Raw genomic sequence first — 24811 nt, 5'->3', positions numbered from 1 at the left:
CTATTAAGTTACGCTCACGATCAGCGGCCGTGCTACTCGGACTCGTTGACCAGCGCCGTCATGATGTCGACCGCCACGCGAATGGACGCCAACTGCTCGGGCGAGAGGTTGCGGAGTTGCTCGGTGAGCCACGCCTCGCGGGCGTTGATCTCGTCGGCGACCACCTGCCGACCCTCCTCCGAGAGCGCGACGATGATCTGGCGCCCGTCGGTGGGATGCGGCATGCGGGTGACGAGCCCGAGGTCGCCCAGCGAGGCCACCACCCTGGTCATGGACGGTGGCTGGACGCGCTCACGCGCTGCGAGCGTGCCCGGGGTCATCGCGCCCTCACGGGCCAGGGTCGACAGTGCGGACAATTGGGTCAGCGAAACCTTGCTGTCCGCGCGACGCCCTCGCAGGTGGCGCGTCAAGCGCACGACCGAAAGTGACAGATCACCCGCGAGCAGACGGAGTTCCAGAGGCATGGGCGGACAATACCTCACAACACCCTTAGCTACTACGTGCGCAACGTAATTGCCCCTCGGAACACCGCGCCGAGTATTGTTCGCGTGGTGAGCGAATCATCCGACCAATCGACAATTCCGGATATTCCGCGCCGATGGTCCGAGCCCACGCCGGTTATCGCCGGGGGAATTGTTTTATGGGTGATCGCTACGGTCGCGGTGTATTTCGGTGGCGCCGAGTGGGAGTCCGCCCGCAACACGTGCTGGGCCGGGATCGGAGTCGGAGTTGCCGGATTCGTCCTGTTCACCGCTCAGCGGGCGGCTGCGCGCCGCGGAGCGAAGACCGCCCAGCGCGGGCTCACCTGAGCCGACGCCACCTCTTTCAGGCCTGGAGTATCGACGCAGCAGCGCATACCCCACCCACACCCAGATCACGCCGAACAGCCACCCCGCCAGCACATCCGAGAGCCAGTGCGCCGCGAGGTAGATGCGCGAGATTCCGATCAGCGCGGCCCACAGACCCAGCAGGATTCCGACGAGAACGCGGCGACGGCGCACCGCGATCGCAGTGATCGACGCGGCGAACACCGCAGCCACCATCGCGTGTCCGGACGGGAACGCATACGTGGAGATCTCCGACAGGCGCGGCGGCATGGGCGGTCTCTCTCGCCGCACCGCGTACTTGATGCCATTCATCGCCAGCCACCCGGTGAACCCGATCACCACGAGCCCAGCGGCGTCGCTGCGCCGGCCACGACGGGCGAGGACGACGGCGACGGCCACCGTGATCACCGCGATCGCGACCGTGCCACCCACCACGCTGATCGCCGTGAACACCGAGGTCAGCCATGGGACGCGAACCCCGACCACCCAGTCGAGAACCCGCTCGTCGATCATCGCGTCACCTCCTGAGCCCACCTCGCCTGCACGTGTACGGACTCGTCTTCCACCCAGAACGGCACTCGAAACACACGCGGCGAATTTTCCGAGCCCTCGATCCTCACGCGCACGAGCAACTCGTCGTGCACCTCGATCGGTTGATCGGGCGATGCACGCAGCAGCGTGGAGCCCGAGGGTCCGGCCAGGGCCGCGAGTGCGATCACCAGCGGGACGCAGGACCCCACAGTGCTCACGCGACCCCGCGTCGTCACCTCCGTTCGCACCCGTTCCGACGCGACGGGCAGATCGAGCAGGTCCGCGAGCGCCTCGGACCCCGCCTGCTCGGACCCCGCCTGCTCGGACCCCGCCTGCTCCAGCGGCCCGGCCACCAGGGTCGCCGGGTCGAGAACCATCGCCAACCACGCACGGTCGAGCACCATCGCCTCCGCGGCCGCGCACACCGAGCCGTCGACGGCACGAACAGCCTCCGGTGGATCGAGACGCGCAACGTCCACCGCACCTGTCAGCACCGCATCGGCCAGCAGCCTGTGCGCCCGCACCGCCGCCTCGGGGCCGATCACGATGTCCGCGTCCGCCAAGCGGGTGAGCAGCACGCGCGCCAACTCCGCGGAGTCCACGCGATCCGGCGCCAGCACCGTCGCCAGCCGCGCCGCGTCGGGATGATCGAGTTCGGGCAGCAGTTCGTCGAACACTGCAGAGCCGGGACCACGCAGGTGACCGAGCAACTCGCCACCGACGCGCGCGTGCGTACGCAGCCACCACGCGGTGTACCCGTCGCGGTCGGACAGCGCCCGCGCGACGGCCGGATCGGCCACGAGCATCGACAACGCCCGCGGCCACGCGTCGTCGTCGACGAGGTCGAGATCGCGCACCGCCACCAGCGGTCCGGAATCGGCGCCGGGGGCCCGTGCCCCCGAGGTCGAATCCAGGCTCTCCCACCACAGTTCCTCGTCGGCCAGGTGGTGATCGGGACCGACCGGATGCTCGTCGACCAGCACCGAGAACGACCACCCGACGCCCACTGCCCGCAAGGCCGACGTGCCATGGGCGGTGACCACCGCGGGTGCCACGGTCGTGAACGGATGATCGGCCACGAGCACCCTCGCGAGGGGCGCATCGGGCAGCAGCAGTTCGTCGGCCGCCCGCACCTCGCCGTCGACGTCGGGCAGCGGCAGGGCACCCAACCCGTCGATCGCGGAGCCGTCCGGCGGCGCGGCGAGACCCGCGAGGGTGAGCACGGCGGCCACGGTGTCGGGATCCGGGTCGGGGAGATCGGGATCGGACGGGTCGAGCATCGCTGTCAGCGCGGGGTCCGCGAGCAGGTCCGCCGGGCGCGCTTCCCGCGCCCCGAGTCGAGTCAGCAGCGGGTGCATCGCCTCGGGATGGACCAGTCGCGCCCAGGACACCGCAGCGACATCGGCGGTGCCGTCCGGTCCCGGATCGACGTACACCACCGTGCGCGGGCCGGTGACGGTACGGCCATCGGAGAGCGGAACCGGCAGCGCTGCACACTCGCCGAGCTCCACCGGCCCGGTCAGCACCGGGTCGAGAGCAGTGTAGAGGCCGTGCCACCAGCCGGGCTCGCGCGCGATCCCTGCCACCCGCGCCGTCACGTCGGCCCAGCCGAGATACTCCATTCCCAGACTGCGGCATTGTGATTCCGGCATCCCGGCAGCGAACTCCGGGTCGACGAGCCCGTCGATCGCCTCGGCGAGAACCCCGCACAGCGCAGTGTCCGCCCCGCCGATCACCACGGCGCGCGAGGGCCGCACGTCGGGCCCCGCCACCGTGGGGACCCACGTCGACGCCATCAGATCGTCGACAATCGCGCTGCGCAGAACCGAATCGACCTCGCCGACCGCCAGGGACGGGGTCGGCACGAGGGCCACTCGCTCGGCGGGCGCACGGCCCGCCACCCCGGCGCTGTACCCGCGAGCAAGACCGGCGACGTCGGCGCCGGGCATCACCCGTCGCCGGTCGGGAGCGAGTTCGATCCCGGTCGTGATCACCAACGCGGGTAGAGACAACGCCTCGTCCGAGCGGGTGGGTGCCCGCAGGACATCACCGATGACCGGTACCAGTCGACCGTCGACCTCGGGCACCAACCAGCGCGCACGATCGGTGCTCCAGCAGTACCACCGCCGGTCACCGACTGTGATCGACGATCCGTCGATGACACGCCGAATTACTCTGCCCTGCAGGGTGATCGACTCGAGAGCCGGAAGTTCGAGGAGCAGGTCGACGACCTCTGCTTCGGTGCCGGCGAGCAGGGTTCGCTCGTCGCCGCGCACGGTGATCACCACTTCGGAGTCCCACCCGTCGGCGGGTGGCACGTCGATCGCGAACGGCAGCCGCAGAATCGGCGGTCGCTCCACCCCGGCCACCGCGATGCCCGCGGACTCGAGGGCGTCGGCCGTCGCACCGGCATCGAAGACCACCGATCCCGTGGTCGATCGGAACTCGACACGATCGCCCACCGACACGGTGGACGTGAATCCCACACCGTAGCGGCCGGTGTCGGACGCACCCGTCTTGCTCGACGCCCGCAACGACGCCAGCGAATGCAACCCCGCGGCGTCGAGTGGGGCCCCGACGTTGGCCACGTGCAGTCGGCCGTCCGCCAGCCGTATCGACATCGCCCCGGGTACTCCCGCCCGCGCTGCGGCGTCGGCCGCGTTCTGGGCGAGTTCGGTGAGCACCCGATCGCGGTACCCGCCGTCGACCAGATCGCGCTCGGCCGCCGCATCCTCACGGAGCCGAGTCGGCGACGCCGCCCACGCTGCGATGACGGCAGCGCGCAGGCCCGCGGTGTCGAACGGGTCGGTCACTCAGCAGTGTGTACGACGGTCTCGAGCGCGCCGTCGTCGTACGGGTCGAAGCTGGGCGACCCGGCACCCGTCGGACCCGTGGTGTCCGAATGCGCGCCGCAACCGTAGCCCGCGTGCACCACGCGACCGTCGGCAGCGAGCTCGTTGCCGCACACGCCGAACGCCGCCTTGAGCGAACCCGCGATGGGCAGGTAGAAGCCACAGTTCACGCAGGTCGAGGGGGCAGCCTTCGCCATCGCGGAGTCGGGCCCGAACTCGCCGTCGGCCCACCGCTCGGCGGCATCGAGACGACCCTCGAGGCTCATCACGCGGCGACGACCGAGGCCGATCTCGAGTGCGACGTCGTCCACCTCCGGATCACCGGTGGCCACGTACCCGGGGACGAGGCGGGGATCGTCCGGCCGCGGCGGCAGCAGATCGCCGGGGGCGAGATCGCCCGGTCGAATCCGCTCGTCCCACGGCACCCATGCGGGCGCGACGACGGCGTCCGGACCGGGCAGCAGCACGACCTCGCTGACGGTGGGGGCCTGCGCGGACGGGGGCGCGGCCAACACGACGGCCCACTGCCACCCGCGGTAGCCGGGCAGCTGCGCCTCGAACCGGTGGACTGCGGCGCTGTCGCCGACGCCGTCGACGCCGAGATGCGCTCCCACCGGGCCCTCACCGAGGTCGACCACCGCGGCACGGGCGATGTCGACGGCTCCGGCGAACACGTCGCGGACTGGTTCGGTCTGGGTCTGCGCACTCACGGTCTCAGTTTGCCGCATGAGAGCGCACATCGGTGTCGGCGGGGCATGATCGAGCGCGTGCGTTTCTGGCGGGCGGTTGTGGTGATGACCCTGGTGGCGGCAGTGGCCGGGTGCGCACAATCCGGATCGGGCACCTCCACAGCACCGTCGTCCACCGCGAGCGCGGCGCCCGCGCAGTGGGGTGTGCGGATCGAACGCACCCTCCCACACGACCCCACCGCGTTCACCCAGGGATTCGAGATCGACGGCGGACGTCTGCTCGAGGGCACGGGCCTCACGGGCCGATCGCGGGTGACCGCGACCGACCTCACCACCGGCGTCACGCTCGCTCGCGTCGACCTGGACGGTTCCCTGTTCGGCGAGGGGATCACCCTCGCCCGCAGCGCCACGCCCCCCACCCTGTGGCAGCTGACCTGGCGTGACGGCGTCGCCATCGCCCGCGACCCGTCCACGCTCGGCGAGCGTCGGCGAGTTCCGCTCGACGTGGAGGGATGGGGAATCTGCACGCTCGGCGACGGCTCGGTGATCACCAGCGACGGGTCGGCCACCCTCACCCGGCGAGACCCGACGACCTTCGCGGCACGCTCCACCGTCACGGTCACCTCGGGCGGGGTTCCCCGCCGGCAACTCAACGAACTCGAGTGCACACCCGACGGCGTCTACGCCAACATTTGGCAGACCGATACGATCGTGCTGATCGACCCGGACAGCGGGACCGTCCGCGCCTCGATCGATGCGTCGCCGCTCCGCGTGGCACTGGGGTCTGCGGGCGAGAAGGTGGACGTACTCAACGGCATCGCCGCCGTGCCCGGCACCGATCGGTTCCTGCTGACCGGCAAGCTGTGGCCCTCGATGTTCGAGGTCACCCTCGTGAAGGGGCCCTGACCGGTCTGTCCCTCATTCGCGGGGCCCTCACTCGTGAACCGCTGACTCGTCGGGCGCGGGCTCGTGGGGGAAGATGGTCCTGTGGGGGACAATGGGTTCGTGAACACCGACGGCGATCCCTCGCACCCGTCGCGGCACCCCGGCTGGAACAACTACCACCCTGGTGAGCGCGCACGCGGGGCCCCGCCGAGCGGGCACGATCGCGCACGCTCGGGGCGTCGCACCCCGCTCCCGCCGCTGCATCCACCCGCCTCCCCGCCGCAGCAGCCAGCCGCTCCTCCGCCGCTCCCCCCGGTTCCTCCGCAGCCCGCGGACTCTCGCCGAGCGCCGGAGCGGATGCCTCGCAAACTCACCGTCACCCGCGTCGCCGCGCTGCGCGGACGCGAATTCGTGGGCCGTGGCGTGGACTCGTTCGTCCGCGCGGCGACGGCCGACGGTGCCGACAAGTCGGGGCTGACCGCGCTCACCTACGCGACGATGGCGAACTTCGCCTCCGACGCCGCCATGGCCGTCGCGCTGGCCAACACCCTGTTCTTCTCCGCGGCGACGGGTGAGGACAAGACCAAGGTGGGCCTGTACCTGCTGATAACCATCGCTCCGTTCGCGATCATCGCCCCCCTCATCGGTCCGATGCTCGACCGCCTGCAACACGGTCGGCGCGTCGCGCTCGCCACGTCGTTCGTGCTGCGCGCGGTTCTGGCCGTGATGCTGGTCTTCACGTTCGGCACCTGGGGTCTGTATCCGGAAGCGCTGGCGATGATGGTGCTGAGCAAATCGTTCTCGGTGCTCAAGTCCGCGGTCACCCCGCGTGTTCTGCCGCCGGACATAGATCTGGTGCGTGTGAACTCACGGCTGACCGTGTTCGGCCTCCTCGGCGGCACCCTCGGTGCCGGCGCCGTGGCCGCGGGCGTCGCGTTCCTGTTCGGCTCGGCCGGAGCGCTGTGGTTCGCCTTCCTGATCTCGGTCCTCGGGGCCTACCTGAGCATGCGGATCCCAGCATGGGTGGAACGCACCGAGGGCGAGGTCCCCGCCACCATCAGCTACCACGCCGAGGCCGTCACCGAGGTCATTCCAGCGACGGTGGCTCCCAGTAAGCGTCGTCAGCCGCTGGGCCGCGAGGTGCTGACCGGACTGTGGGGCAACGGCACCATCCGCGTACTCACCGGCTTCCTGACCCTCTACATCGCGTTCGTGGCCAAATCCCGCACCGAGCACGAGCCGCTGCAGCAGGCCGCGATGCTCGGGCTGGTCGGGGCCGCCGCGGCCCTGGGCAACTTCGCCGGCAACGGGGTCGGGGCCCGGCTCAAACTGGGCCGACCGAGTCAACTGGTGGTGCGCTGCACGGCGGCGGTGACCGCGGTGGCGATCATCGCGGCGATCACCGACCATCTGATCGCCGCTGCGGTGGCCGCCCTGGTTGCGGCGGCGGCGAGTGCGCTGGCCAAGGTCTCCCTCGACGCGTCGCTGCAGAACGATCTGCCGCCGGAATCGATCGCATCGGGGTTCGGGCGCAGCGAGACCGTGCTGCAGCTGAGCTGGGTCATCGGCGGCGCCCTGGGTGTTCTGCTGCCCACCAGATTCTGGATCGGTTTCACCGTCGTATCGGTGGTCCTGGTCCTGGGTCTGCTCCAGACCTACCTCACCTACCGAGGGACATCGCTGATTCCCGGGGTCGGCGGTAACCGCCCGGTCCGGGCCGGGCAGGAGGTCACGCGCGGCAACGTCGTGGTGGCCGAACCGCCCCCCGACACCCGGGCCGGCCGGCCGGGTACATCGCACTACCGATCAGGAGGACAGACTCGATGAGCCTGCGCACCCGTGGGGCGAAGATCGCTGCCGCCGTCGTCGCTTCGGCGGCGGTGCTGGCAATCGCCTTCGCCGCGCTGATGGTGGTGTTGATCCGCAACGCTCCGGACCGCCCGCCCACGGTCGCGGTCTTCGGCGACGGCAAGTACGAGGACGTGGCGCCGTTCCGATACTGCCCGGTGCGCGAGCCGCTCTGCTCGTACGACGGGCAGACCAGCGAGATCCCGTTGCGCGCGGGCCGCCCACTGCAGATCTCGCTGCCGAAGGAGATCTCCGGGGCGCCGTGGGGCCTGGCGACGGTGTACCAGCGCGCGGACGGCTCGGTCGTGGAGAACGACGTGTTCTACGAGCCCGATTCCACGGTCGCCATCACCGTGCCCGGCACCGACGCCGACGGCGGTTCGCTCATCGGCGTGGAGGTGCGACTGCCGTCGGGCGTCATCGACTCCGACACCGCCAAGGAGGAGATCGTCAGCCACGCGATCTGGTCGATCGCGACGCCGCCGAGGGACTGACCGGTACGCACTGCCCCCCGGCCCGGACGGAAGCCGCTCTAGCTGTCCAGCTCGCGCGCGACGGCGCGGACCACCTCGGAGATCTTTTGGGCGGTCTTGCGATCGGGATACTTGCCCTTGCGCAGTTCGGGCTGAACGGTGGCCTCGAGCAGGGTGATCATGTCCTCGACCATGCCGTGCAGTTCGTCGGGGGTGTGCTTCTTGGCCGTCTCCTTGCGGGCGGCCGCAACGTTCTGGCGCACCGAGGGCGCAGGCTCGAGGACGGTCACCGACAGAGCCTGCGGCCCGCGCCGACCGGCAGCCATGCCGAACTCCACGCGCTGGCCTGCCCGCAGGCCCTCGACCCCGGACGGCAGCGCGGAAGCCCGCACGTACACGTCCTCACCCTCGTCCTGCGAGAGGAATCCGAAGCCCTTGTCGACGTCGTACCACTTCACCTTGCCGGTCGGCACCGATCTCACCCGATTCGCGTTGTTCCCGATGTTCGATCACGAGCCTGCTCAGGTCGACCCGTGACCATAGAAATAGCGCGCCGCAACACGGCGCGCGTGTCACGGAATGCTACCCCCAGCAGCACGCGGTCAGCACCGGGGTTTTCGGGCGGCGGTAACCTTTCCGGGGTGTCCGAGAAGCGATCCACCTCCACCCCACCTCTGTTGACGGCGTCCTTCGTGTGCTTCGCGCTGGGGTTGCTGTCGATCGTGGTGATGTTCACGATCAAGTTCGCGGGCGGCTCGCCCGGTCTGTGGCTCTATCTCGCGGCGATGTTCTTCCTCCCGGTGGGCTTCCTGCTGGCGTTGATCCTCGCGCTGCGATCGGGTCGTCGTAGTCGGAGACCGTGAGCGCACGTCGTGATTTATGTGAAATAGATCACATCACGACGCGATAACGGGTGGGCGTCCACTGCGATAACGGCCACGTTTCGGCGCGCTAGCTGCGACGACGATCCGATGCGCGTCCAGAGCCCCGGACCAGCACCGAGACACCGGTAGTTATCGAACAGTGACATTGGCGCGTCGTCCCCGATATGTTGACCTCGGCCACTGAACCGGCCACGTCCGGCCCGCCGCGCCAAGCCTCGTCCCACGGGTCCGGACCACCTACTGAGCCTTGTCAGGGACGAGGGCGGGGGACCCACACGTCCTCACAGATATCGACCGCGAGCCTCACGCTCACGGTCTCGGGGTGAAGCCGAACCGACCATCCAGGTCGGAGCGGCCGGGCCAACCTCTTCCGGCCCGAATCCGACAGCTGACCTCGCAGGCGCGTGTGGAGAGGATCCGAACGACACATGACCGGACGCCATCGCAAACCCAGTACCACCGGCCGGACAGTCGCCAAGGTCGCCGTCACCGGCGCCATCGTCGGCACCGCGAGCATGGCCTTCACGGCCGGCACCGCGAACGCCGCCCCCGACAACGACTGGGACCGCCTCGCGCAGTGCGAATCCGGCGGCAACTGGGCCATCAAGACCGGCAACGGCTTCGACGGCGGACTGCAGTTCTCGCCGAGCACCTGGACCTCGCACGGCGGTGGCGCCTTCGCCCCGTCGGCCAACCAGGCCACTCGCGAGGAGCAGATCGTCGTCGCCGAGCGAGTTCTCGCCAGCCAGGGATGGGGTGCTTGGCCGTCCTGCTCGGCGCGCCTGGGCCTGAGCAGCGGGCCGACGGAACGCAGCGCACCGGCCGCGCCGGCCCCGGCTCCTGCCGCCCCGGCGCTGCCCGCTGCCCCCGACGTCGCCGCGATCTCCCAGAACATCACCGACCAGATCACCACCGCGGTCAAGAACTTCACCAACGACCCCACCGTGGTCGCCTTCGTGGAGAACGCCACGGCCAACCTCCGTCAGAACCCGCAGCTGGTGAGCTTCTTCGCGGCCAACCAGAACCTGCTCCCGCGCTGACGCGTACGCCCCGCACGCAGAACACCCCCCGACCGCCAACGGTCGGGGGGTGTTCTGCGTATGTCGGGGTTCGGGCTGCGAACTCCGTACCGGGCTACTTGTTGATGCGGGTCACCGGGTGCGCGTACGGGAGGGTCTCCACCGGCACGGGGAACTCCGTCTCCTCACCGTACGGGGAGAGGTTGCCCGCTCGCGAGGACGACAGCTCGGTCACGGGGTGATCATGCTCGTCCACGCCCTGAGGCCAGCCTGGATCGACGTAACGGGTCTTCGGTGAGTTAGCCATGGCCCATTTTGACATCCGCCCAGGCACGGGCGCCAGTGGGCGTGTATTCCCGCCGGGGCGTCCGGCCCCGACGCCTCTACTGTGGGAGGCGACATGAGCGATATCGAACGCGAGACCGCCGAATGGCTGTCCGCACGCACCGACGACGACATAGCCGAGCTGCTGAGGTTGCGGCCGGATCTGACCGTTCCACCGGCCTCGAGCTTCGAGGTGCTGGCAGGTCGCCTGCTCCAGCGCGCGTCGGTGATTCGGGCGTCCGAGGACCTCGACACCCTGGCCCTGACAATCCTCGAACATCTGCTGCTCGACGGCGCCGACGTCGAGCCGGTCGCTCGCCGCACGCTCGACGGGCACCTGTCCGGCCGCGCGCCGAAGAAGGCGGTGGACGCCGCGCTGGCACACCTGCGAGCGCGAGCTCTCGTCCGCGGCACCACCGAGATCTCTGCGGCCCCGTCCGCGCGGGACGCGGTGCCGTGGCGGGTCGGCCGAATTCGGTCGGTGAAATCGGACCTGACCGAGGACGCGGTACGGGCCGCCCTCGAGGATGCGGGCACCCGCGAGTACGAGTTGCTCTACACCCTGGCCGCGTCCTCGACCATCGGACGCACTCGCGACGCCGCGCCCGGCACGCCCGCCGACCGTCCGGTGCAGAAACTGCTGTCGGCCGGGCTGCTGACGTGGTTGGACGAGAGCACCGTGGAGCTGCCGGCGCAGGTCGCGCAGGTGCTGCGTGGGGAACCGGTCACCGACCCGTCCATTCTGACGCCACCGAAGGTCACCGCGATCGCCCATGCTCCCCCCGATGTCGACGCCGCAGCCGCCGGCGAAGCCCTCGAGCTGTTGCGGCAGTGCGCGGCGGTCATCGAGGTCCTCGGGCTCTTTCCCGCGCCGGCACTTCGGGCCGGGGGCCTGGGTGTGCGGGAGGTCCGCAGACTGGCCAAGAGCACCGACGTCGACGAGACGCGGGTGGGTCTGATCCTCGAGTTGCTCGCCGGGGCCGGGCTCATCGCCTCGGGCCTACCCGACCCCCCGCCGGCCGGCGACACCGGTTCGCTCGACGACATGTGGGCGCCCACCGCGGCCGTCGACACCTGGGTGAGCGCCACCCCCGCCGCCCGCTGGGCCACCCTGGCCCGGGCCTGGCTGGACCTGGCGCGGTCGCCGGGGCTGATCGGGCTTCGCGACCCCAACGACAAGCCCATCGCCGCTCTCTCGGACGAGGTGCGCTCGGGCGCCGCACCGCGCGATCGACGAGTTCTGCTCGACATCCTGGCCCGCCAGAAGCCGGGTCATGCACTCACCGACGCCGACCTCGCGCGGCTGGCGGGCTGGTTCCGACCGAGGCTGAGCGCTCGCTTCGCCCTCGCTCCGGTGGCCCGGTTCCTCGCCGAGACGCAGGCGCTGGGGATCACCGCGCGCGGCGCCCTCGGCAGCGCGGGACGGGCGCTGCTCGAGGATTCGGGCGACCTCGCGGACGCGATGGACCGCACGATGCCCGAGCCCGTCGATCACGTCCTGATCCAGGCGGACCTGACGGTGGTCGCCCCGGGCCCGCTCACCGCCGACCTCGAGATGCGCATGAAAGCGCTGGCCGACATCGAATCGACCGGAGCGGCGACGGTCTACCGGATCACCGAGGCATCCCTGCGCCGCGCGCTCGACGCCGGCACCACCGCCGCCGAGATCGCGTCGTTGTTCAGCACTCACTCGCGCACCCCGGTTCCGCAGGCGCTGACCTACCTCGTCGAGGACGTCGCCCGCCGTCACGGACGGCTGCGAGCCGGGGTGGCGTCGTCGTTCGTGCGCTGCGAGGACCCCGCTCTACTGGCCGAGGTCCTCGCCTCTCCGGCTGCGTCGGCCCTCGCCCTGCGCTCACTCGCGCCGACGGTCGCCATCTCGCAGGCACCCCTGGCCGACGTGCTCGCACGTCTGCGCGATGCCGGATTCGCCCCGGCCGGTGAGGATTCCAACGGCACCATCGTCGACCTGCGACCGAAGGGATCACGTGTGCCCGCCCGTCGTGTCCGACTCGGCTACCGTGGCCCGACCGCGCCGACGGACGAGCAGCTCACCCGGCTGATCACCGAGATGCGTGCCGGCTCGCGGGCAGCGACGATGCGTCGACACCGGGGCGTGCGCGCCGACGGGACACGGGCGTCCGGTGCGGCCACGATCTCGCTGCTCCAGCAGGCCGCGATGAAGCGCTCGTCGGTGAGTATCGGGTACGTCGACGTACACGGGGTGGCCACCCATCGGGTGGTCGAGCCGGTGACCATCGGAGGCGGTCGACTCGACGCATGGGATGCCACCACCCAGACGATGCGGCAGTTCACTCTGCACCGGATCACATCGGTGGACCTGGTGAGCTGAGGGCAGCCTTCGGCACAATGGTGTGGTTACCCCGTCGACGACACGCCTCGGTGGGTACGTGAGGAGTGAATGTGACCGACGGGCCCCTGATCGTCCAGTCCGACAAGACCCTGCTGCTCGAGGTCGACCACCCGTTGGCCGCGCAGGCTCGGGCCGCGATCGCACCGTTCGCCGAGCTCGAACGGGCGCCCGAGCATGTTCACACCTACCGGGTGACCCCGCTCGCGCTGTGGAACGCGCGCGCTGCCGGGCACGACGCCGAGCAGGTGGTCGACGCCCTGGTGCGCTTCTCCCGCTACTCGGTACCGCAGCCGCTGCTGGTGGACGTGGTGGACACCATGGCTCGCTACGGGCGCCTGCAACTGGTGAAGAACCCCGTGCACGGGCTGTGCCTGGTGAGCCTGGACCGGGCGGTGCTCACCGAGGTGATGCGCAACAAGAAGATCGCCCCGATGCTCGGAGCCACCATCGACGACGACACCGTGCTGGTGCATCCCAGCGAGCGCGGGCGCCTGAAGCAGATGCTGCTCAAGGTGGGCTGGCCCGCCGAGGACCTCGCGGGGTACGTCGACGGTGAGGCCCACCCGATCGACCTGGACTTCTCCGACGGGCAATGGGAGCTGCGCGACTACCAGCAGATGGCGGCGGACTCGTTCTGGGCCGGCGGCTCGGGAGTGGTGGTGCTGCCGTGCGGTGCCGGCAAGACGATGGTCGGTGCGGCCGCGATGGCGAAGGCCGCCGCCACCACGCTGATCCTGGTGACCAACACCGTGGCCGGGCGTCAGTGGAAGCGAGAGTTGTTGGCGCGCACCACGTTGACCGAGGACGAGATCGGCGAGTACTCCGGGGAGCGCAAGGAGATCCGGCCGGTCACCATCGCCACGTACCAGGTGATCACTCGTCGGACCAAGGGCGAGTACAAGCACCTCGAACTCTTCGACTCCCGCGACTGGGGCCTGGTGATCTACGACGAGGTGCATCTGCTGCCGGCGCCGGTGTTCCGCATGACGGCGGACCTGCAGTCGCGTCGTCGTCTGGGCCTGACCGCCACCCTCGTGCGCGAGGACGGGCGCGAGGGCGACGTGTTCTCCCTGATCGGCCCCAAGCGTTACGACGCGCCGTGGAAGGACATCGAGGCCCAGGGGTGGATCGCTCCCGCCGACTGCATCGAGGTTCGCGTCACCCTCACCGACGCCGAGCGCATGGCCTACGCCGTGGCCGAACCCGAGGAGCGCTACAAGCTGTGCTCGACCGCGCACACCAAGATCGCGGTGGTGAAATCCATTCTGGCGCAACATCAGGACGCGCCGACACTGGTGATCGGGGCGTACCTGGACCAGTTGGACGAACTCGGCGCGGCACTGAACGCGCCGGTGATCCAGGGCTCGACCAAGAACAAGGAACGCGAGGCGCTGTTCGACGCGTTCCGACGCGGTGAGATCGGCACGCTCGTGGTGAGCAAGGTCGCCAACTTCTCCATCGATCTGCCGGAAGCGTCGGTGGCGGTGCAGGTTTCGGGCACCTTCGGCTCACGCCAGGAGGAGGCGCAGCGGCTGGGTCGACTCCTGCGGCCCAAGGCCGACGGCGGGCAGGCGCACTTCTACTCCGTGGTCGCTCGCGACACCCTCGACGCCGAATACGCCGCTCACCGGCAGCGCTTCCTCGCCGAGCAGGGCTACGCCTACCGAATCACCGACGCCGACGACCTGCTCGGCCCGGCCATCTGATTCCCGCTCACGCGAGAGCGGGAATCACCTCGCGCTCGAACAGCTCGATGCCCGAGGTGTCGTAGGCGGCCTCCGGGAAGTAGAAGATGCCATAGGTCATGCCGAGTCTCTTCAGCTCGGTGAGCTTGTCGACGATCTGCTCCGGCGTGCCGACGGCGGGGAGCCCACGATAGGCGGCCATCGACGCCTCGGCCTTCTCCTCCCCCACGTATGGGATCAGCCTCTCCTTGGCTGCTCGAAGCCGTTCCTGCACCTGAGCTTGCGTGGATCCGATCGCCACGTTGTAGTTCGAGGAGCGCACGATGGCGTCGAAGTCGGTGCCGACGCTCTCGCAGTGCCCGCGCAGCAACTCGGACTTGCGGGTGAACCCCTCGACGGTGCCGTCGAAGTTGGTGTACTGGGCGTACTTCGCCGCGATCTTCAGCGTCACCTTCTCGCCGCCGCCGGCGATCCACATCGGAATCCCGCCCTCCTGCAAGGGAAGCGGACGTACCCGGGCACCGTCCACCTGGTAGTACTTGCCGTCGAGGGTCGCGCTGCCCGTGGTCCACGCCTGGCGCATGATCTGCACGCCCTCGTCGAGGCGGCCCAATCGTTCACCGGCGGTGGGGAACCCGTAACCATAGGCGCGCCACTCGTGCTCGTACCAGCCGCCGCCGATGCCCATCTCGACGCGCCCACCGGAGATGATGTCGGCCGTGGCCGCCACCTTGGCCAGGTAGGCGGGGTTGCGATAGCCCATCGACGTGCACATCTGCCCGAGCCGCACCCGGTCGGTCACCGCCGCGAACGCGGAGATCAGCGACCACGCCTCGTGCGTGGCCTCCTCGGTGGGCTCGGGGACGGTGTGGAAGTGGTCGTACACCCACAGCGACTCCCACGGGCCGGTGTCCGCGCGCTGGGCGAGGGACTTCATCACCGCCCACTGCTCCTGCGGGGCGATGCCCACCAGATCCAGCCGCCAACCTTGAGGTACGAACAATCCGAATCGCATGGCCACAATCGTAGCGACGGCAACGAGTTGGTAACACCGATTCGAGGCACACGACTACGCTCGGACCCATGTCCGCACCGACGACGAGTCGCACCGTGGGTCGGCTCCGCCCGTTCGCGGCCACGATCTTCGCCGAGATGACGGCTCTGGCGGTGGCACACGACGCGGTGAACCTCGGGCAGGGTTTCCCCGACACCGACGGACCGGCGGCGATGCTGGAGATGGCGCGCGAGGCGATCGCGTCGGGAGTCAACCAGTACCCGCCGGGACCGGGCATGCCCGCGCTCCGGGAGGCCATCGCCCGCGATCGACAACGCCGCTACGGCACGAGCTACGACCCGGCTACGCAGATCCTGGTGACGGTCGGGGCCACCGAGGCCATCAGCGCAGCAATGTTGGGGCTGCTCGAACCGGGCCGCGAGGTGCTGCTGATCGAGCCGTTCTACGACTCCTACGCGGCGGCGATCGCCCTGGCCGGAGGGGTTCGCCGGACGGTTCCCCTGGTCGCCGACGGCGACGGATTCGCCCTCGACCTCGATGCCCTGCGCGCCGCGGTCGGAGAGAACACGTCGATGATCGTGGTCAACTCGCCCCACAACCCGACCGGCACCGTCCTCACCCGCGCCGAGCTGACGGCCATCGCGGAGGTGGCGTGCGAGCGCGATCTGCTGGTGATCACCGACGAGGTGTACGAGCACCTGGTGTTCGGCGGGCAGGGTGACGCCGGGCAGGGTGACGGGCATGTGGCGATCGCAACTCTGCCCGGGATGTTCGAGCGCACGGTCACCGTCTCCAGTGCGGCGAAGACCTTCAACGTCACCGGCTGGAAGACCGGGTGGGCGTGCGGACCCGCACCGCTGATCGACGCCGTGCGGGCAGCCAAGCAGTTCATGAGTTTCGTCGGCGCCGCACCGTTCCAACCTGCCGTCGCCTACGCTCTCGATCACGAGCAGCAGTGGGTGCTGGGGCTGCGAGAGTCGTTGCAGCACAAACGCGATGTTCTCAGCGCAGGCCTGCGCGAGGCGGGGCTCGACGTGCGGACCACCGAGGGAACGTACTTCGTGTGCGCCGATGTTGCGGCGCTGGGGGTGGGCAACGGCGACCAGTTCTGCCGCGCCCTCCCGGCCGCCGCCGGAGTCGCCGCGGTGCCGGTGTCCGCGTTCGTCGACGACTCCGAGCCGCCGGGTTCCGCCCCGTGGGACACGCTGGTGCGTTTCGCGTTCTGCAAGCGCGACGACGTCCTCGCCCTGGGCGTGCAGCGGCTGATCGCGTGGGGTTCGACGAGGTGACCGTCTCCTACGTCCACGGGGGCACGATCCCCCTCGACTTCGTCCGCGCTGCAGTGACACTGGGGTCCGAGGCCGGGGTCGACGTGACCCCCGCCCTGCGCGCGGCCGAGATCGACGACCGGGCCCTGCTGACCAAGGACGCGCGCATGACCTCGGAGCAGGTCACCGTGTTCACCCGCGCGCTCTGGGACATCACGGGCGACGAACTGGTGGGACTCGGATCGGCGCCGGTGCGACGCGGCACGTTTCGCGTGGTGTGCCTGACCCTGATCCACTGCCCCGACCTCGGAAGCGCGCTCGCGCGCATGAACGAGGTGGTGCAGGTGTTCCCCGGGGTTCCGCAGTCGTCGCTGATCACCGATGAGAACACCACGACGCTCGAGATCCACCGCACACGGTCGATCCTGGCGGCGGCGCTCTCACCGTCGTCGGCCGAGCTGGCATTGCGCCTCCAGGTGGATTTCCTGCTGATCCTCTGGCACCGCTTCTCGGCGTGGTTGGTCGGTCGTCGGGTGCGTCTGGCCGCGGTGCACATCCCCTTCCCTCCGCCGACGGCGATGCGGGCGCGGGTGTACGACGACATCTTCGGTGTCCACGTCACCTTCGATGCTCCGGACGCATCTCTGCGCTTCGAGAACTCGATCCTCCGCTCGCCCGTCGTGCAGACCGAGCAGACACTGGCCGACTACCTCCGCCAGTCCCCGAATCTGCTGTTCTCCGAACGTGATTACGACACCAGCGCGTCAGCTCTGGTACGCCGTGCGCTCGAGACGGGTATTCGAGGGCGTGCCGCGACCGCTACGGACATCGCCGCGATGCTCTCGGTGAGCGTGCCGCACCTGCGACGACTGCTTCGCCAGGAGGGCACCTCGCTCGGCGGTATCCGCGAGGAGGTGCTGCGCGACATGGCAATTGCCGGTCTGGGGCGCGGAGAATCCGTGGACGACCTCTCCGCTCGGCTCGGCTTCTCCGAGCCCAGCGCCTTCCGCCGCGCGTTCAAGCGCTGGACCGGGTCTACGCCGGGGGCGTATAGGTAAGGACGGCCCGGCCGGGCAGTTCGTTATCTAGATGTTATCGAACATATGTTCTAAGCTGCGAAGATGTCGCGTACGGTTGGACCATGACCACGGGGGGTTCGGAGAGCGACAGCGCAACAGGCGCAGGTGATTTCGCCGATCCCGCGCTCCTGCCGGATGGCACGGTCCTGACGGATGCCACGGTCCTGACGGACGCCACTGTGGCGGACCGCATCGAGGATTTCCTCGACACCGTGCGCGTGTTCACCTCTGCCGATACCTCTCGGCTGTCGGCGACCATGGCCCTCGAGCTGTACGGCGCACTCCAACACGCGGGCGCCCTCCTGGCGGGCATGGCGCCGAGCCTGTTGGCCCGCGTCATCGCCGACGGCGGCCTCGCACCGCACGGACGCACACCGAAAAGTGCGCTGGTGTCGCTCTACGGCCTCTCCGACCGCGACGCCGCCCGGCAGGTGGTGCTGGCGAGCAAGCTCGGACCGCGGCGCGAACTCGGGCAGGTGCTGCCGCCCGAGTGGGAGCACGTGGCCGCGGCGGTACGAGCCGGCGCGATCACCGACGGCCATCTGACGGTGATCATCGACTTCTTCGCCAAACTCCCCACCTCCGTGGACCCATTCACCCGCACGGACTGCGAACGGACGCTGGCCGATGTTGCGCGCACCGTCTCACCGGCAGGCCTGCGAGCGGTGGCCACACGGCTGCTGATGTGGATCGATCAGGACGGCGACGAACCCATCACCGGACCCGAGCCCACACCCACGCCGTACCTGCACCTCGACGCGCAGGATTCGCATGGCTTCAGCAAGGGTCGCCTGTACGTCAGCGCCGAGGCCCGCCTGTTCCTCGAGGCGATCTTCGCCAAATGGGCTCGCCCCGGTGTCAACAATCCCGCAGACAGCACACCGGTCACCGATTCACCCGACACCGAGGGGCCGGCCACCGGGCCACCCGACACCGAGGGGCCGGCCACGGAGCCACCCGACACCGAGGGGCAACCGCCCGACACCGTGCCCGATACTCGCACCGTCGGCGAGCGACAGCACGACGCGCTGGTGGCCGTGCTGCGGGCGATGCTGGCCTCGGGTCAGCTGAAGCAGCATCGAGGCAGCCCGGTGACGGCCGTCATCACCGCCACACTCACCGATCTCGAGTCCCGCACCGGGCTGGCACTGACCGGTACCGGCACGGTGCTGCCGATCCGTGATGCCATCAGGCTCGCCTCGCACACCAGCCCGTACCTGCTCCTGCTCGGCGAGGACGAGCGGCCACTGTTCCTGGGCCGCACCAGACGCATCGCCAGTCACGATCAGCGCCTGGCACTGACCGCGTTCGACCGTGGCTGCACATTCCCCGGATGCACCCGCCCCGCTGCCCTCAGCCAGGTTCACCACCGCACCGAATGGGCCGACGGTGGATGTACCGACATAGACCAGCTGACATATGCCTGCGACCACCACCACGCACTCGTCGGTGACGGCCCGACGCAGTGGCGTACCACCGCTGCGCCTGTCGGACACGAGCATCGGGGGCGAACGCTCTGGCACCCGCCGGCGTGCATCGACCCGAGGCGCGAAGGCCGAGTCAACCTCTACCACCACCCCGAGGACCTGCTCGCCGGCGCGCGAGCGAATCGGACCGCCCCGCGGCAGGAGCAGACCAACCCGGGACGGCGGGAGGCCGAGCGTCGAGCTCGTCAGGCCCGTGGCGTAACAGACCGCGAGGGAACGGACCGCACGGGAATCGACACCGCCGTCAAGCGACGATCAGGTCTGCCGCCTTCTCCCCGATCACCACGCTCGGTGCGTGGGTGTGGCCGCGAATGATCGACGGCATGATCGACGCGTCCGCCACCCGCAGACCCTGAACGCCCCGAACCCGCAGTTCGGGGTCGACGACGCTGCCCGCGTCCCGGCCCATCCGACACGTACCCACCGGGTGGTACAGCGTGTGCGAGAGCTGTTCCAGCGCAGCGACGATCACTTCCTCCGACGGAGTGGTCGACGGGAGGGCGGGGCGCACCAGGTCGCCGAGGAGGCCCTTCAACGGCGGGGACGACGCGATGGCCTCGCAGTACCGCAGACCCTCGAGCATCGCGGCGCGGTCCACGCCCCCGCTGTCGCTGAGGTACCGGGGATCGATGATGGGCTTGTCTCGCGGATCGGCGCTCGCGAGCTCGATGACCCCGCGGCTCTCGGGCTTGAGCAGGATGGTTCCGACCACGGCGGCGTGACCGGGATGTGTTCGAAGGCCCTCGTCGAAGAACGGGGCCGGACCGAAGATCAACTCGAGGTCGGGAAGCGCCAGATCCTCACGGCTGCGGGCAAATCCGTAGGCCTCGCCAACGTTCGAGGTGAGCATCCCACGCCGTCGAGTCAGGTAGTTGACCAGTTCGGGAATCTTCTCCGCCGCGTACAGCGTGTCCCCCGAGGCCTCCCAGCCGAGCATGGAGACGAGGTGATCCATGAGGTTGCTGCCCAGCTCCGGCGCGTCGGCGACCACCTCGATGCCCTTGGCCCGAAGGTCCGCAGCTCGGCCGATACCCGAGAGCATCAACAGGTGCGGCGAGTTCACCGCGCCCGCGGAGAGGATGATCTCCTTGTTCGCCCGCACGGTCTGGGTGCGACCACCCGAGATGTACTCCACCGCGACGGCGCGGGTGCCCTCGAACACCACCCGCGTCACCAGCGCCTCGGTGATGAGCGAGAGGTTTCGGCGGGCAAGGGCGGGCCGGACGTACGCGTCGGCGACGCTCCATCGTGCGCCCCGCTTCTGGGTGACCATGGTCTGCGAGACACCCTGCGGCTCAGCGCGATTCGCTCGCTCGGTGGGAAATCCCACCTGCCCTGCCGCCTCCAGGAAGGCGGAGGTGATCGGCCGCGGACTGCGCTGGCGGGACACCTGGATGGGGCCGCCGGTCCCCTGGTCCGGATCGGCCGCGCCCTCGGTGTTCTCGATTCGCGCGAAGTACCGGGACACCTCGGTGAAGCCCCACCCGGCGCCGGCGTGCTCGGCCCACTCGTCGTAGTCGGCCGCGAAGCCGCGCACCCACATCATCGCGTTCATCGACGAGGATCCGCCGAGCATCTTCCCGCGCGGCCAGTAGATGCGACGGTCCGCCAACCCTGCCTGCGGCACCGTCGTGTAGTCCCAGTCCACGTCGCTCTTGAAGAGCTTCGAGAACCCAGCGGGGATGTGGATGAACTTGTTCTTGTCGCGCGGCCCCGCTTCGAGAACCACCACCGAGTCGGAGGTCTTCTCCGCCAATCGCGCAGCGAGAACGCCACCCGCAGAACCCGTTCCGATGACGATGTAGTCGGCCGAGGCTGGATTGCTCATGGTGGCTCCGTTCTACTGCGGTGGGTCTACTGGAGGATCTCTACTGCAGGGGTTGTCAGCCGCGCAGGGCGGAGGCGAACAGGGCTGGCATCTTGGCCCAGGAGGGTGAATCGGCGAACTCGGCGAGCAGCCGTCCGGTCTTGGCACCGGTCTTGTTGGTGACGAACCACGGCGGCTTCGGGCTCATCGACATCTCACCCGCCGCGAACGACCGGGGCGCGGGCCGGAACGGTCCTCGCACGACGCTGCGTTCGGTGTCGGCCATCAGGAAGCCGTTGTGCACCACGCCGATCCCGCTCTGCACGTCGTCGCGGGTGTGGCCGGGGAAGGCGCCCCAGGTTGCGTGCGCGGAGAGGTAGGCCAGGGCGGTCCAGGCGTTGACGGCGACGGTGCCGTAGCGGAGGGACTCGATGACGTTGTCGAGTTCGCTGCCCATGTCGGAGAGGGTCTTCGGGTGCGCGATGATGTTGACCCCGAGTGTGCCGACGAAGTCGTCGTTGACCGTTTGCACGGCCTTGGCGACGTACTCCCGACCGGAACCGGGCAGCTCGATCACACCCAGAACGGGTGAGAAGTACTCCGTCTGCAGCAGCGGGCCGTACTGATCGGGCTGCAGATCGGTGACGAACACCCGGCCGCCGCCCGGCCCGCGCCGCTCGGCATCGGGGTAGCTGGCGAGGGCCGACTTCACCCGGGTGTCGCTGCCGGGGTAGTACGCCGGGCGCGCCGGTGCCTCGTCGAGGTACTTGCGCACGGCGTCGAGGAACTCCGCCTTCTGCGGCCACTCGGCCGAGACCACGATCACCTGCGAGGCGACGCAGTTGTAGCCGCTGTTGTGCAGCCGCTGGGTTGCCACGTGCTGGGCCTGGAAGTCGATGTCGGCCTTGCTCCACACGCCGGGGAGCACGATGGTGGGCGAGACACCGCCGAGTTCGCTGGTGATCGGCTTGTCCAGCAGAGGTGTGTCGGCGCTCTTGCGAGCCGCGCCCTCGTCGCCGGGGCCGTAGACGATGACGTCGTGCGTGATGGCGCTGCCGGTCATGTGGACGTGCGCCACGTCCTCGTGATGAACGAGGTAGGTGCCCACATCGGCGCCGCCGGTGAGGATCCGCACGGCTCCGACCTCGATGAACGGGGCCAGCACAGCGGCGAACACGTCATGGAGCGGATCGGTGACCGGGTTGAGCTTGAGTGCGACCACACGGTTGTTCGCGTAGAGCTCGTACAGCGTGTCCAGCGGAGCGATCGAGCTGATGTTGCCCGCGCCGAGAACCACGCCGATGCCGCCGGTGGCCGTCGGGTCGAGCTGCGCCAGGCCCGCGTCACGGCGGGCGCTGTCCGCGCTCACGCCGGGCCGCAGCCACACCTCCCCGCTGAACCCGCTCATCAGAAGCGTGTCGAAGACGTTGAGCGGCAGCACCTTCACCGTGGTGCGGCCACCGGGTGCGGTGCCGAAGGTGGCGTCGGCCAACGGGCTCGAGCCCTTCTCCAACTGTGCCAGGGACCCCATGAGCGCCCGGGCGGAGCTGATCACCGGGTACGGTCCGGCCATCCACTCCTCGCCGGCCAGCGGCGAGTCGGTGGACAGACCCTTGATCGACAGCGCCGCCGTCACCCACTGCTCGGCGTGCTTGCCGGTCAGTTCGGCTGTGCGCTGCAGCAGACCGCGACGATCCGCCAGGGTCAACGTGGCCCACTTCTTCTCCCCGGCCCTCAGATCGGCGATCGCGCTGTCGACATCGGGGAAGGCAGGAGTGGACGCGCTGGAGAGACTGGTGTCTGCGGTGTTGGTCGTCATGAGTGTGATTGTCGTCTCTTCCCTGCCGATGCGGCCATAGGCCGATGCTCTCAATGTGAGCGGGGTCATTGTGCAGCTGCACAAACCGCAGTGTGGTGCACACAACACCGGGCGTCTAGGCTCGGACCATGACCACCGTCGACTCGGTTGTGCCCGCGCTCGCCGCCCGCCCCGACACGGCGCTCCACCAGCGAGCACGCCTTCGCATCGAGCTGGTCGACATGCTCACCGACTCGACCCCGGTCATGGTGACGGAGCTGATGGGCCGAATTCTGGACGCCGAACAGTCCTATCGCGATGCCACCCGCCTCACCGAGGACCAGCTGCGCACCGCCTGCGAGGCCAACATGGTGGCCATGCTCGCGGCACTGCGCGGCGACGGGCCTGTGCAGCTCGACAGCGCGCGAGCCGCGGGTCGACTCAAGGCGCGGCAGGGGGTGCCGCTGGTGGCGTTGCTGCACGCGTTCCGTCTCGGTGGGCGAATGATCTGGGAACACCTCACCGCACTCGACGACGGGACTCGGACGGCGTCGCTGCTCCCGATGGCGACAGACGTGTGGGCGATAGTCGACGACTTCTCCGATGCCGCGTCGGACGCCTATCGGGAGGAGGCCGACCGTGCGGCCCGCGAACACAGCGATTCACGGCGCATGCTCATCCGAGCTCTGTTCGACGACGACGCGTCCAACCCCGCTGCGATGGAGGATGCGTTGCGGGCGTTCAGGATTGCGGACATCGGCTCCTTCGTGGTGGTGGCTGCGGAGGTGACGCCGGAGACCGGCGCAACCCTGGACGTCGCCTCGCAGCACCTCACCGACATCGGTGTCGACACCGTGTGGGACACCGACGTCGACGGTCACCTCGGCCTGCTGTCCGCATCGTCGACCGAGGCACTCGAACGTGCCCTCACCAGGATCGGCGAGACGCACGCAGCCGTCGTCGGCGTCAGTGAGACCTACACCCATGCTCGCGAGACGGCCGCGGCGGTGCGCCAGGCCCGGCTGGCCCGCAAGTGCGCGCCGGCGGGCCGCGCGGCACTCTCGCGATACGGCTCCTCGCCGGTCGCGTTGATGGTGGTGGGGCTGCCCGACGCGGGACGGCTGGCCGCGCAGCAGATCCTGGGGCCGCTGCTCGAGCTACCCGCACCCGAGCGCGAGAGCCTCCTCGACACTCTCGAGACCTGGTTCGCCGCCCGCGGGTCGACTGCCGACGCGGCCGCACGGCTGCACTATCACCGCAACACGGTGCTGTACCGGCTGCGGCGCATTCAGGAACTGACCGGACGGGACTTCAGCGATCCGGTGGGTGCGACGGAGCTGTTCGTGGGGCTGACCGCGATCTCGCTGCTTCCCTCGTGACACCCACCAGCCGAGAGCCACCAGCCGACATCCACCGGCTGACATCGACCCCCGCACAGGACTGTCGCCGCTCGATTTTTGATATGTGAACAATTCAGTTGTGCACTATCTAATTGTTCGCTACAGTTGTCCTTGTGACCACGATGCCGACTCTCGAACAGCACCTGTGCTTCGCGCTGTACACGGCGTCGCGGGCAGCCACGGCGGCGTACCGCCCGCTCCTGGCACGTCACGGCATCACCTATCCGCAGTACCTCGTTCTGCTCACACTCTGGGAGCGCAACGGCCTCACGGTCAGCGAGCTCGGCCGGCGTCTGGATCTGGACTCGGGGACCCTGTCACCGCTGATCAAGAGGCTGGAAACACTCGGTTTCGTCAGCCGTCGGCGCGAGTCCGACGACGAGCGCCGTGTCACGGTCCACCTCACCGACACCGGGACCGCGCTGCAGAGCGAGGCCCGCGACATTCCCGAATGTATGTACGACGCATCGGGTCTGACCGTGGACGAGATCGCAGAGCTCACCGAACGGCTTCGGTCGCTCACCGCGCATCTGCGCACCTCGCAGTAACACCACCGCACCACGAGC

21 protein-coding genes, 1 pseudogene and 1 riboswitch are annotated in these 24811 nt (G+C 69.3%); of the genes and pseudogenes, 13 read left to right on the top strand and 9 right to left on the bottom strand.

Features of this window, described 5'->3' with window-relative positions:
* Nucleotides 1-32: 32 nt before the first annotated feature.
* Nucleotides 33-464, bottom strand: coding sequence for a MarR family winged helix-turn-helix transcriptional regulator (locus ACY48E_RS04205; protein ID WP_462870837.1), 432 nt, complete (start codon nucleotides 462-464; stop codon nucleotides 33-35).
* A 36-nt stretch (nucleotides 465-500) separates the two neighbouring features.
* On the opposite strand from ACY48E_RS04205, the pseudogene ACY48E_RS04200 reads away from it, so the two are divergent.
* A pseudogene (locus tag ACY48E_RS04200) lies at nucleotides 501-743 on the top strand (DUF2530 domain-containing protein); the annotation flags it as partial.
* Here the strand turns inward: ACY48E_RS04200 and ACY48E_RS04195 are convergent.
* The 3 genes from ACY48E_RS04195 to ACY48E_RS04185 are packed head-to-tail and all read right to left on the bottom strand — an operon-like array spanning nucleotide 639 to nucleotide 4938.
* Complete coding sequence (locus ACY48E_RS04195; protein WP_462870836.1) at nucleotides 639-1340, bottom strand: phosphatase PAP2 family protein; 702 nt, start codon at nucleotides 1338-1340, stop codon at nucleotides 639-641. The pseudogene ACY48E_RS04200 and the gene ACY48E_RS04195 overlap by 105 nt on opposite strands.
* Nucleotides 1337-4171 (bottom strand): sacsin N-terminal ATP-binding-like domain-containing protein, encoded by a 2835-nt coding sequence (locus ACY48E_RS04190; RefSeq protein ID WP_462870835.1) that lies wholly within the window; start codon nucleotides 4169-4171, stop codon nucleotides 1337-1339. Before ACY48E_RS04190 ends, ACY48E_RS04195 begins: the two co-directional genes overlap by 4 nt.
* Entirely contained in the window at nucleotides 4168-4938 is a 771-nt protein-coding gene (locus ACY48E_RS04185) for a DUF3027 domain-containing protein (RefSeq protein WP_462870834.1), read from the bottom strand. The genes ACY48E_RS04190 and ACY48E_RS04185 overlap by 4 nt, the downstream gene beginning before the upstream one ends.
* Before the next feature lie 27 nt (nucleotides 4939-4965).
* Here ACY48E_RS04185 and ACY48E_RS04180 point away from each other — a divergent pair, with 27 nt between their 5' ends.
* The 3 genes from ACY48E_RS04180 (at nucleotide 4966) to ACY48E_RS04170 (ending at nucleotide 8126) form a co-directional block, all read left to right on the top strand.
* The gene (locus tag ACY48E_RS04180) at nucleotides 4966-5805 is read left to right on the top strand and encodes a glutaminyl-peptide cyclotransferase (RefSeq protein WP_462870833.1); all 840 of its coding nucleotides are present in this window, start codon (nucleotides 4966-4968) and stop codon (nucleotides 5803-5805) included.
* A 99-nt stretch (nucleotides 5806-5904) separates the two neighbouring features.
* Nucleotides 5905-7611: an MFS transporter gene (locus ACY48E_RS04175; RefSeq protein WP_462870832.1), complete on the top strand. Its 1707-nt coding sequence runs from the start codon at nucleotides 5905-5907 to the stop codon at nucleotides 7609-7611.
* The gene (locus ACY48E_RS04170) at nucleotides 7608-8126 is read left to right on the top strand and encodes a DUF2771 family protein (RefSeq protein ID WP_462870831.1); all 519 of its coding nucleotides are present in this window, start codon (nucleotides 7608-7610) and stop codon (nucleotides 8124-8126) included. Before ACY48E_RS04175 ends, ACY48E_RS04170 begins: the two co-directional genes overlap by 4 nt.
* A gap of 38 nt (nucleotides 8127-8164) precedes the next feature.
* Here ACY48E_RS04170 and ACY48E_RS04165 read toward each other — a convergent pair whose 3' ends face one another.
* The gene (locus ACY48E_RS04165) at nucleotides 8165-8578 is read right to left on the bottom strand and encodes a cold-shock protein (protein ID WP_462870830.1); all 414 of its coding nucleotides are present in this window, start codon (nucleotides 8576-8578) and stop codon (nucleotides 8165-8167) included.
* Between the two features lie 168 nt (nucleotides 8579-8746).
* Here ACY48E_RS04165 and ACY48E_RS04160 point away from each other — a divergent pair, with 168 nt between their 5' ends.
* Nucleotides 8747-8968, top strand: coding sequence for a hypothetical protein (locus tag ACY48E_RS04160; protein WP_462870829.1), 222 nt, complete (start codon nucleotides 8747-8749; stop codon nucleotides 8966-8968).
* A gap of 249 nt (nucleotides 8969-9217) precedes the next feature.
* Nucleotides 9218-9408, top strand: a riboswitch (cyclic di-AMP (ydaO/yuaA leader).
* A gap of 9 nt (nucleotides 9409-9417) precedes the next feature.
* Nucleotides 9418-10029: a transglycosylase family protein gene (locus ACY48E_RS04155; protein WP_462870828.1), complete on the top strand. Its 612-nt coding sequence runs from the start codon at nucleotides 9418-9420 to the stop codon at nucleotides 10027-10029.
* Between the two features lie 94 nt (nucleotides 10030-10123).
* On the opposite strand, the gene ACY48E_RS04150 is transcribed toward ACY48E_RS04155, so the two are convergent.
* The gene (locus ACY48E_RS04150) at nucleotides 10124-10315 is read right to left on the bottom strand and encodes a hypothetical protein (RefSeq protein WP_462870827.1); all 192 of its coding nucleotides are present in this window, start codon (nucleotides 10313-10315) and stop codon (nucleotides 10124-10126) included.
* A 93-nt stretch (nucleotides 10316-10408) separates the two neighbouring features.
* Here ACY48E_RS04150 and ACY48E_RS04145 point away from each other — a divergent pair, with 93 nt between their 5' ends.
* Both ACY48E_RS04145 and ACY48E_RS04140 read left to right on the top strand, forming a co-directional pair.
* Nucleotides 10409-12685 (top strand): helicase-associated domain-containing protein, encoded by a 2277-nt coding sequence (locus ACY48E_RS04145; RefSeq protein WP_462870826.1) that lies wholly within the window; start codon nucleotides 10409-10411, stop codon nucleotides 12683-12685.
* Between the two features lie 71 nt (nucleotides 12686-12756).
* Nucleotides 12757-14412, top strand: coding sequence for a DNA repair helicase XPB (locus ACY48E_RS04140; protein ID WP_462870825.1), 1656 nt, complete (start codon nucleotides 12757-12759; stop codon nucleotides 14410-14412).
* Between the two features lie 7 nt (nucleotides 14413-14419).
* Here the strand turns inward: ACY48E_RS04140 and ACY48E_RS04135 are convergent, their stop codons facing one another.
* Nucleotides 14420-15406 (bottom strand): LLM class F420-dependent oxidoreductase, encoded by a 987-nt coding sequence (locus tag ACY48E_RS04135; RefSeq protein ID WP_462870824.1) that lies wholly within the window; start codon nucleotides 15404-15406, stop codon nucleotides 14420-14422.
* 68 nt (nucleotides 15407-15474) lie between these two features.
* Here ACY48E_RS04135 and ACY48E_RS04130 point away from each other — a divergent pair, with 68 nt between their 5' ends.
* The 3 genes from ACY48E_RS04130 (at nucleotide 15475) to ACY48E_RS04120 (ending at nucleotide 19555) form a co-directional block, all read left to right on the top strand.
* A complete protein-coding gene (locus ACY48E_RS04130) occupies nucleotides 15475-16695 on the top strand; it encodes a pyridoxal phosphate-dependent aminotransferase (RefSeq protein ID WP_462870823.1) in 1221 nt (406 codons plus the stop codon).
* Complete coding sequence (locus tag ACY48E_RS04125) at nucleotides 16692-17732, top strand: AraC family transcriptional regulator (protein ID WP_462870822.1); 1041 nt, start codon at nucleotides 16692-16694, stop codon at nucleotides 17730-17732. Before ACY48E_RS04130 ends, ACY48E_RS04125 begins: the two co-directional genes overlap by 4 nt.
* 83 nt (nucleotides 17733-17815) lie before the next feature.
* Nucleotides 17816-19555 (top strand): HNH endonuclease signature motif containing protein, encoded by a 1740-nt coding sequence (locus ACY48E_RS04120; RefSeq protein WP_462870821.1) that lies wholly within the window; start codon nucleotides 17816-17818, stop codon nucleotides 19553-19555.
* Here ACY48E_RS04120 and ACY48E_RS04115 read toward each other — a convergent pair.
* Nucleotides 19485-21068: a GMC family oxidoreductase gene (locus ACY48E_RS04115; RefSeq protein WP_462870820.1), complete on the bottom strand. Its 1584-nt coding sequence runs from the start codon at nucleotides 21066-21068 to the stop codon at nucleotides 19485-19487. The genes ACY48E_RS04120 and ACY48E_RS04115 overlap by 71 nt on opposite strands.
* A 55-nt stretch (nucleotides 21069-21123) precedes the next feature.
* Nucleotides 21124-22866 carry an aldehyde dehydrogenase family protein gene (locus ACY48E_RS04110; protein ID WP_462870819.1) on the bottom strand — a complete coding sequence of 581 codons (1743 nt, stop codon included), beginning with the start codon at nucleotides 22864-22866 and terminating at the stop codon, nucleotides 21124-21126.
* Between the two features lie 128 nt (nucleotides 22867-22994).
* Between ACY48E_RS04110 and ACY48E_RS04105 the strand changes: the two genes are divergently transcribed.
* Both ACY48E_RS04105 and ACY48E_RS04100 read left to right on the top strand, forming a co-directional pair.
* Nucleotides 22995-24224, top strand: a complete 1230-nt coding sequence (locus ACY48E_RS04105) for a PucR family transcriptional regulator (RefSeq protein ID WP_462870818.1) — start codon at nucleotides 22995-22997, stop codon at nucleotides 24222-24224.
* Nucleotides 24225-24367: 143 nt separating this feature from the next.
* On the top strand, nucleotides 24368-24793 hold the full coding sequence (locus ACY48E_RS04100; protein WP_462870899.1) for a MarR family winged helix-turn-helix transcriptional regulator: 426 nt from the start codon (nucleotides 24368-24370) through the stop codon (nucleotides 24791-24793).
* Nucleotides 24794-24811: the final 18 nt, after the last annotated feature.

It is taken from the genome of Rhodococcus sp. AZ1 (assembly GCF_054979605.1).
The sequence above is the reverse complement of the archived record's forward strand: the minus strand, read 5'-3'. Positions and strand labels throughout refer to the sequence as shown.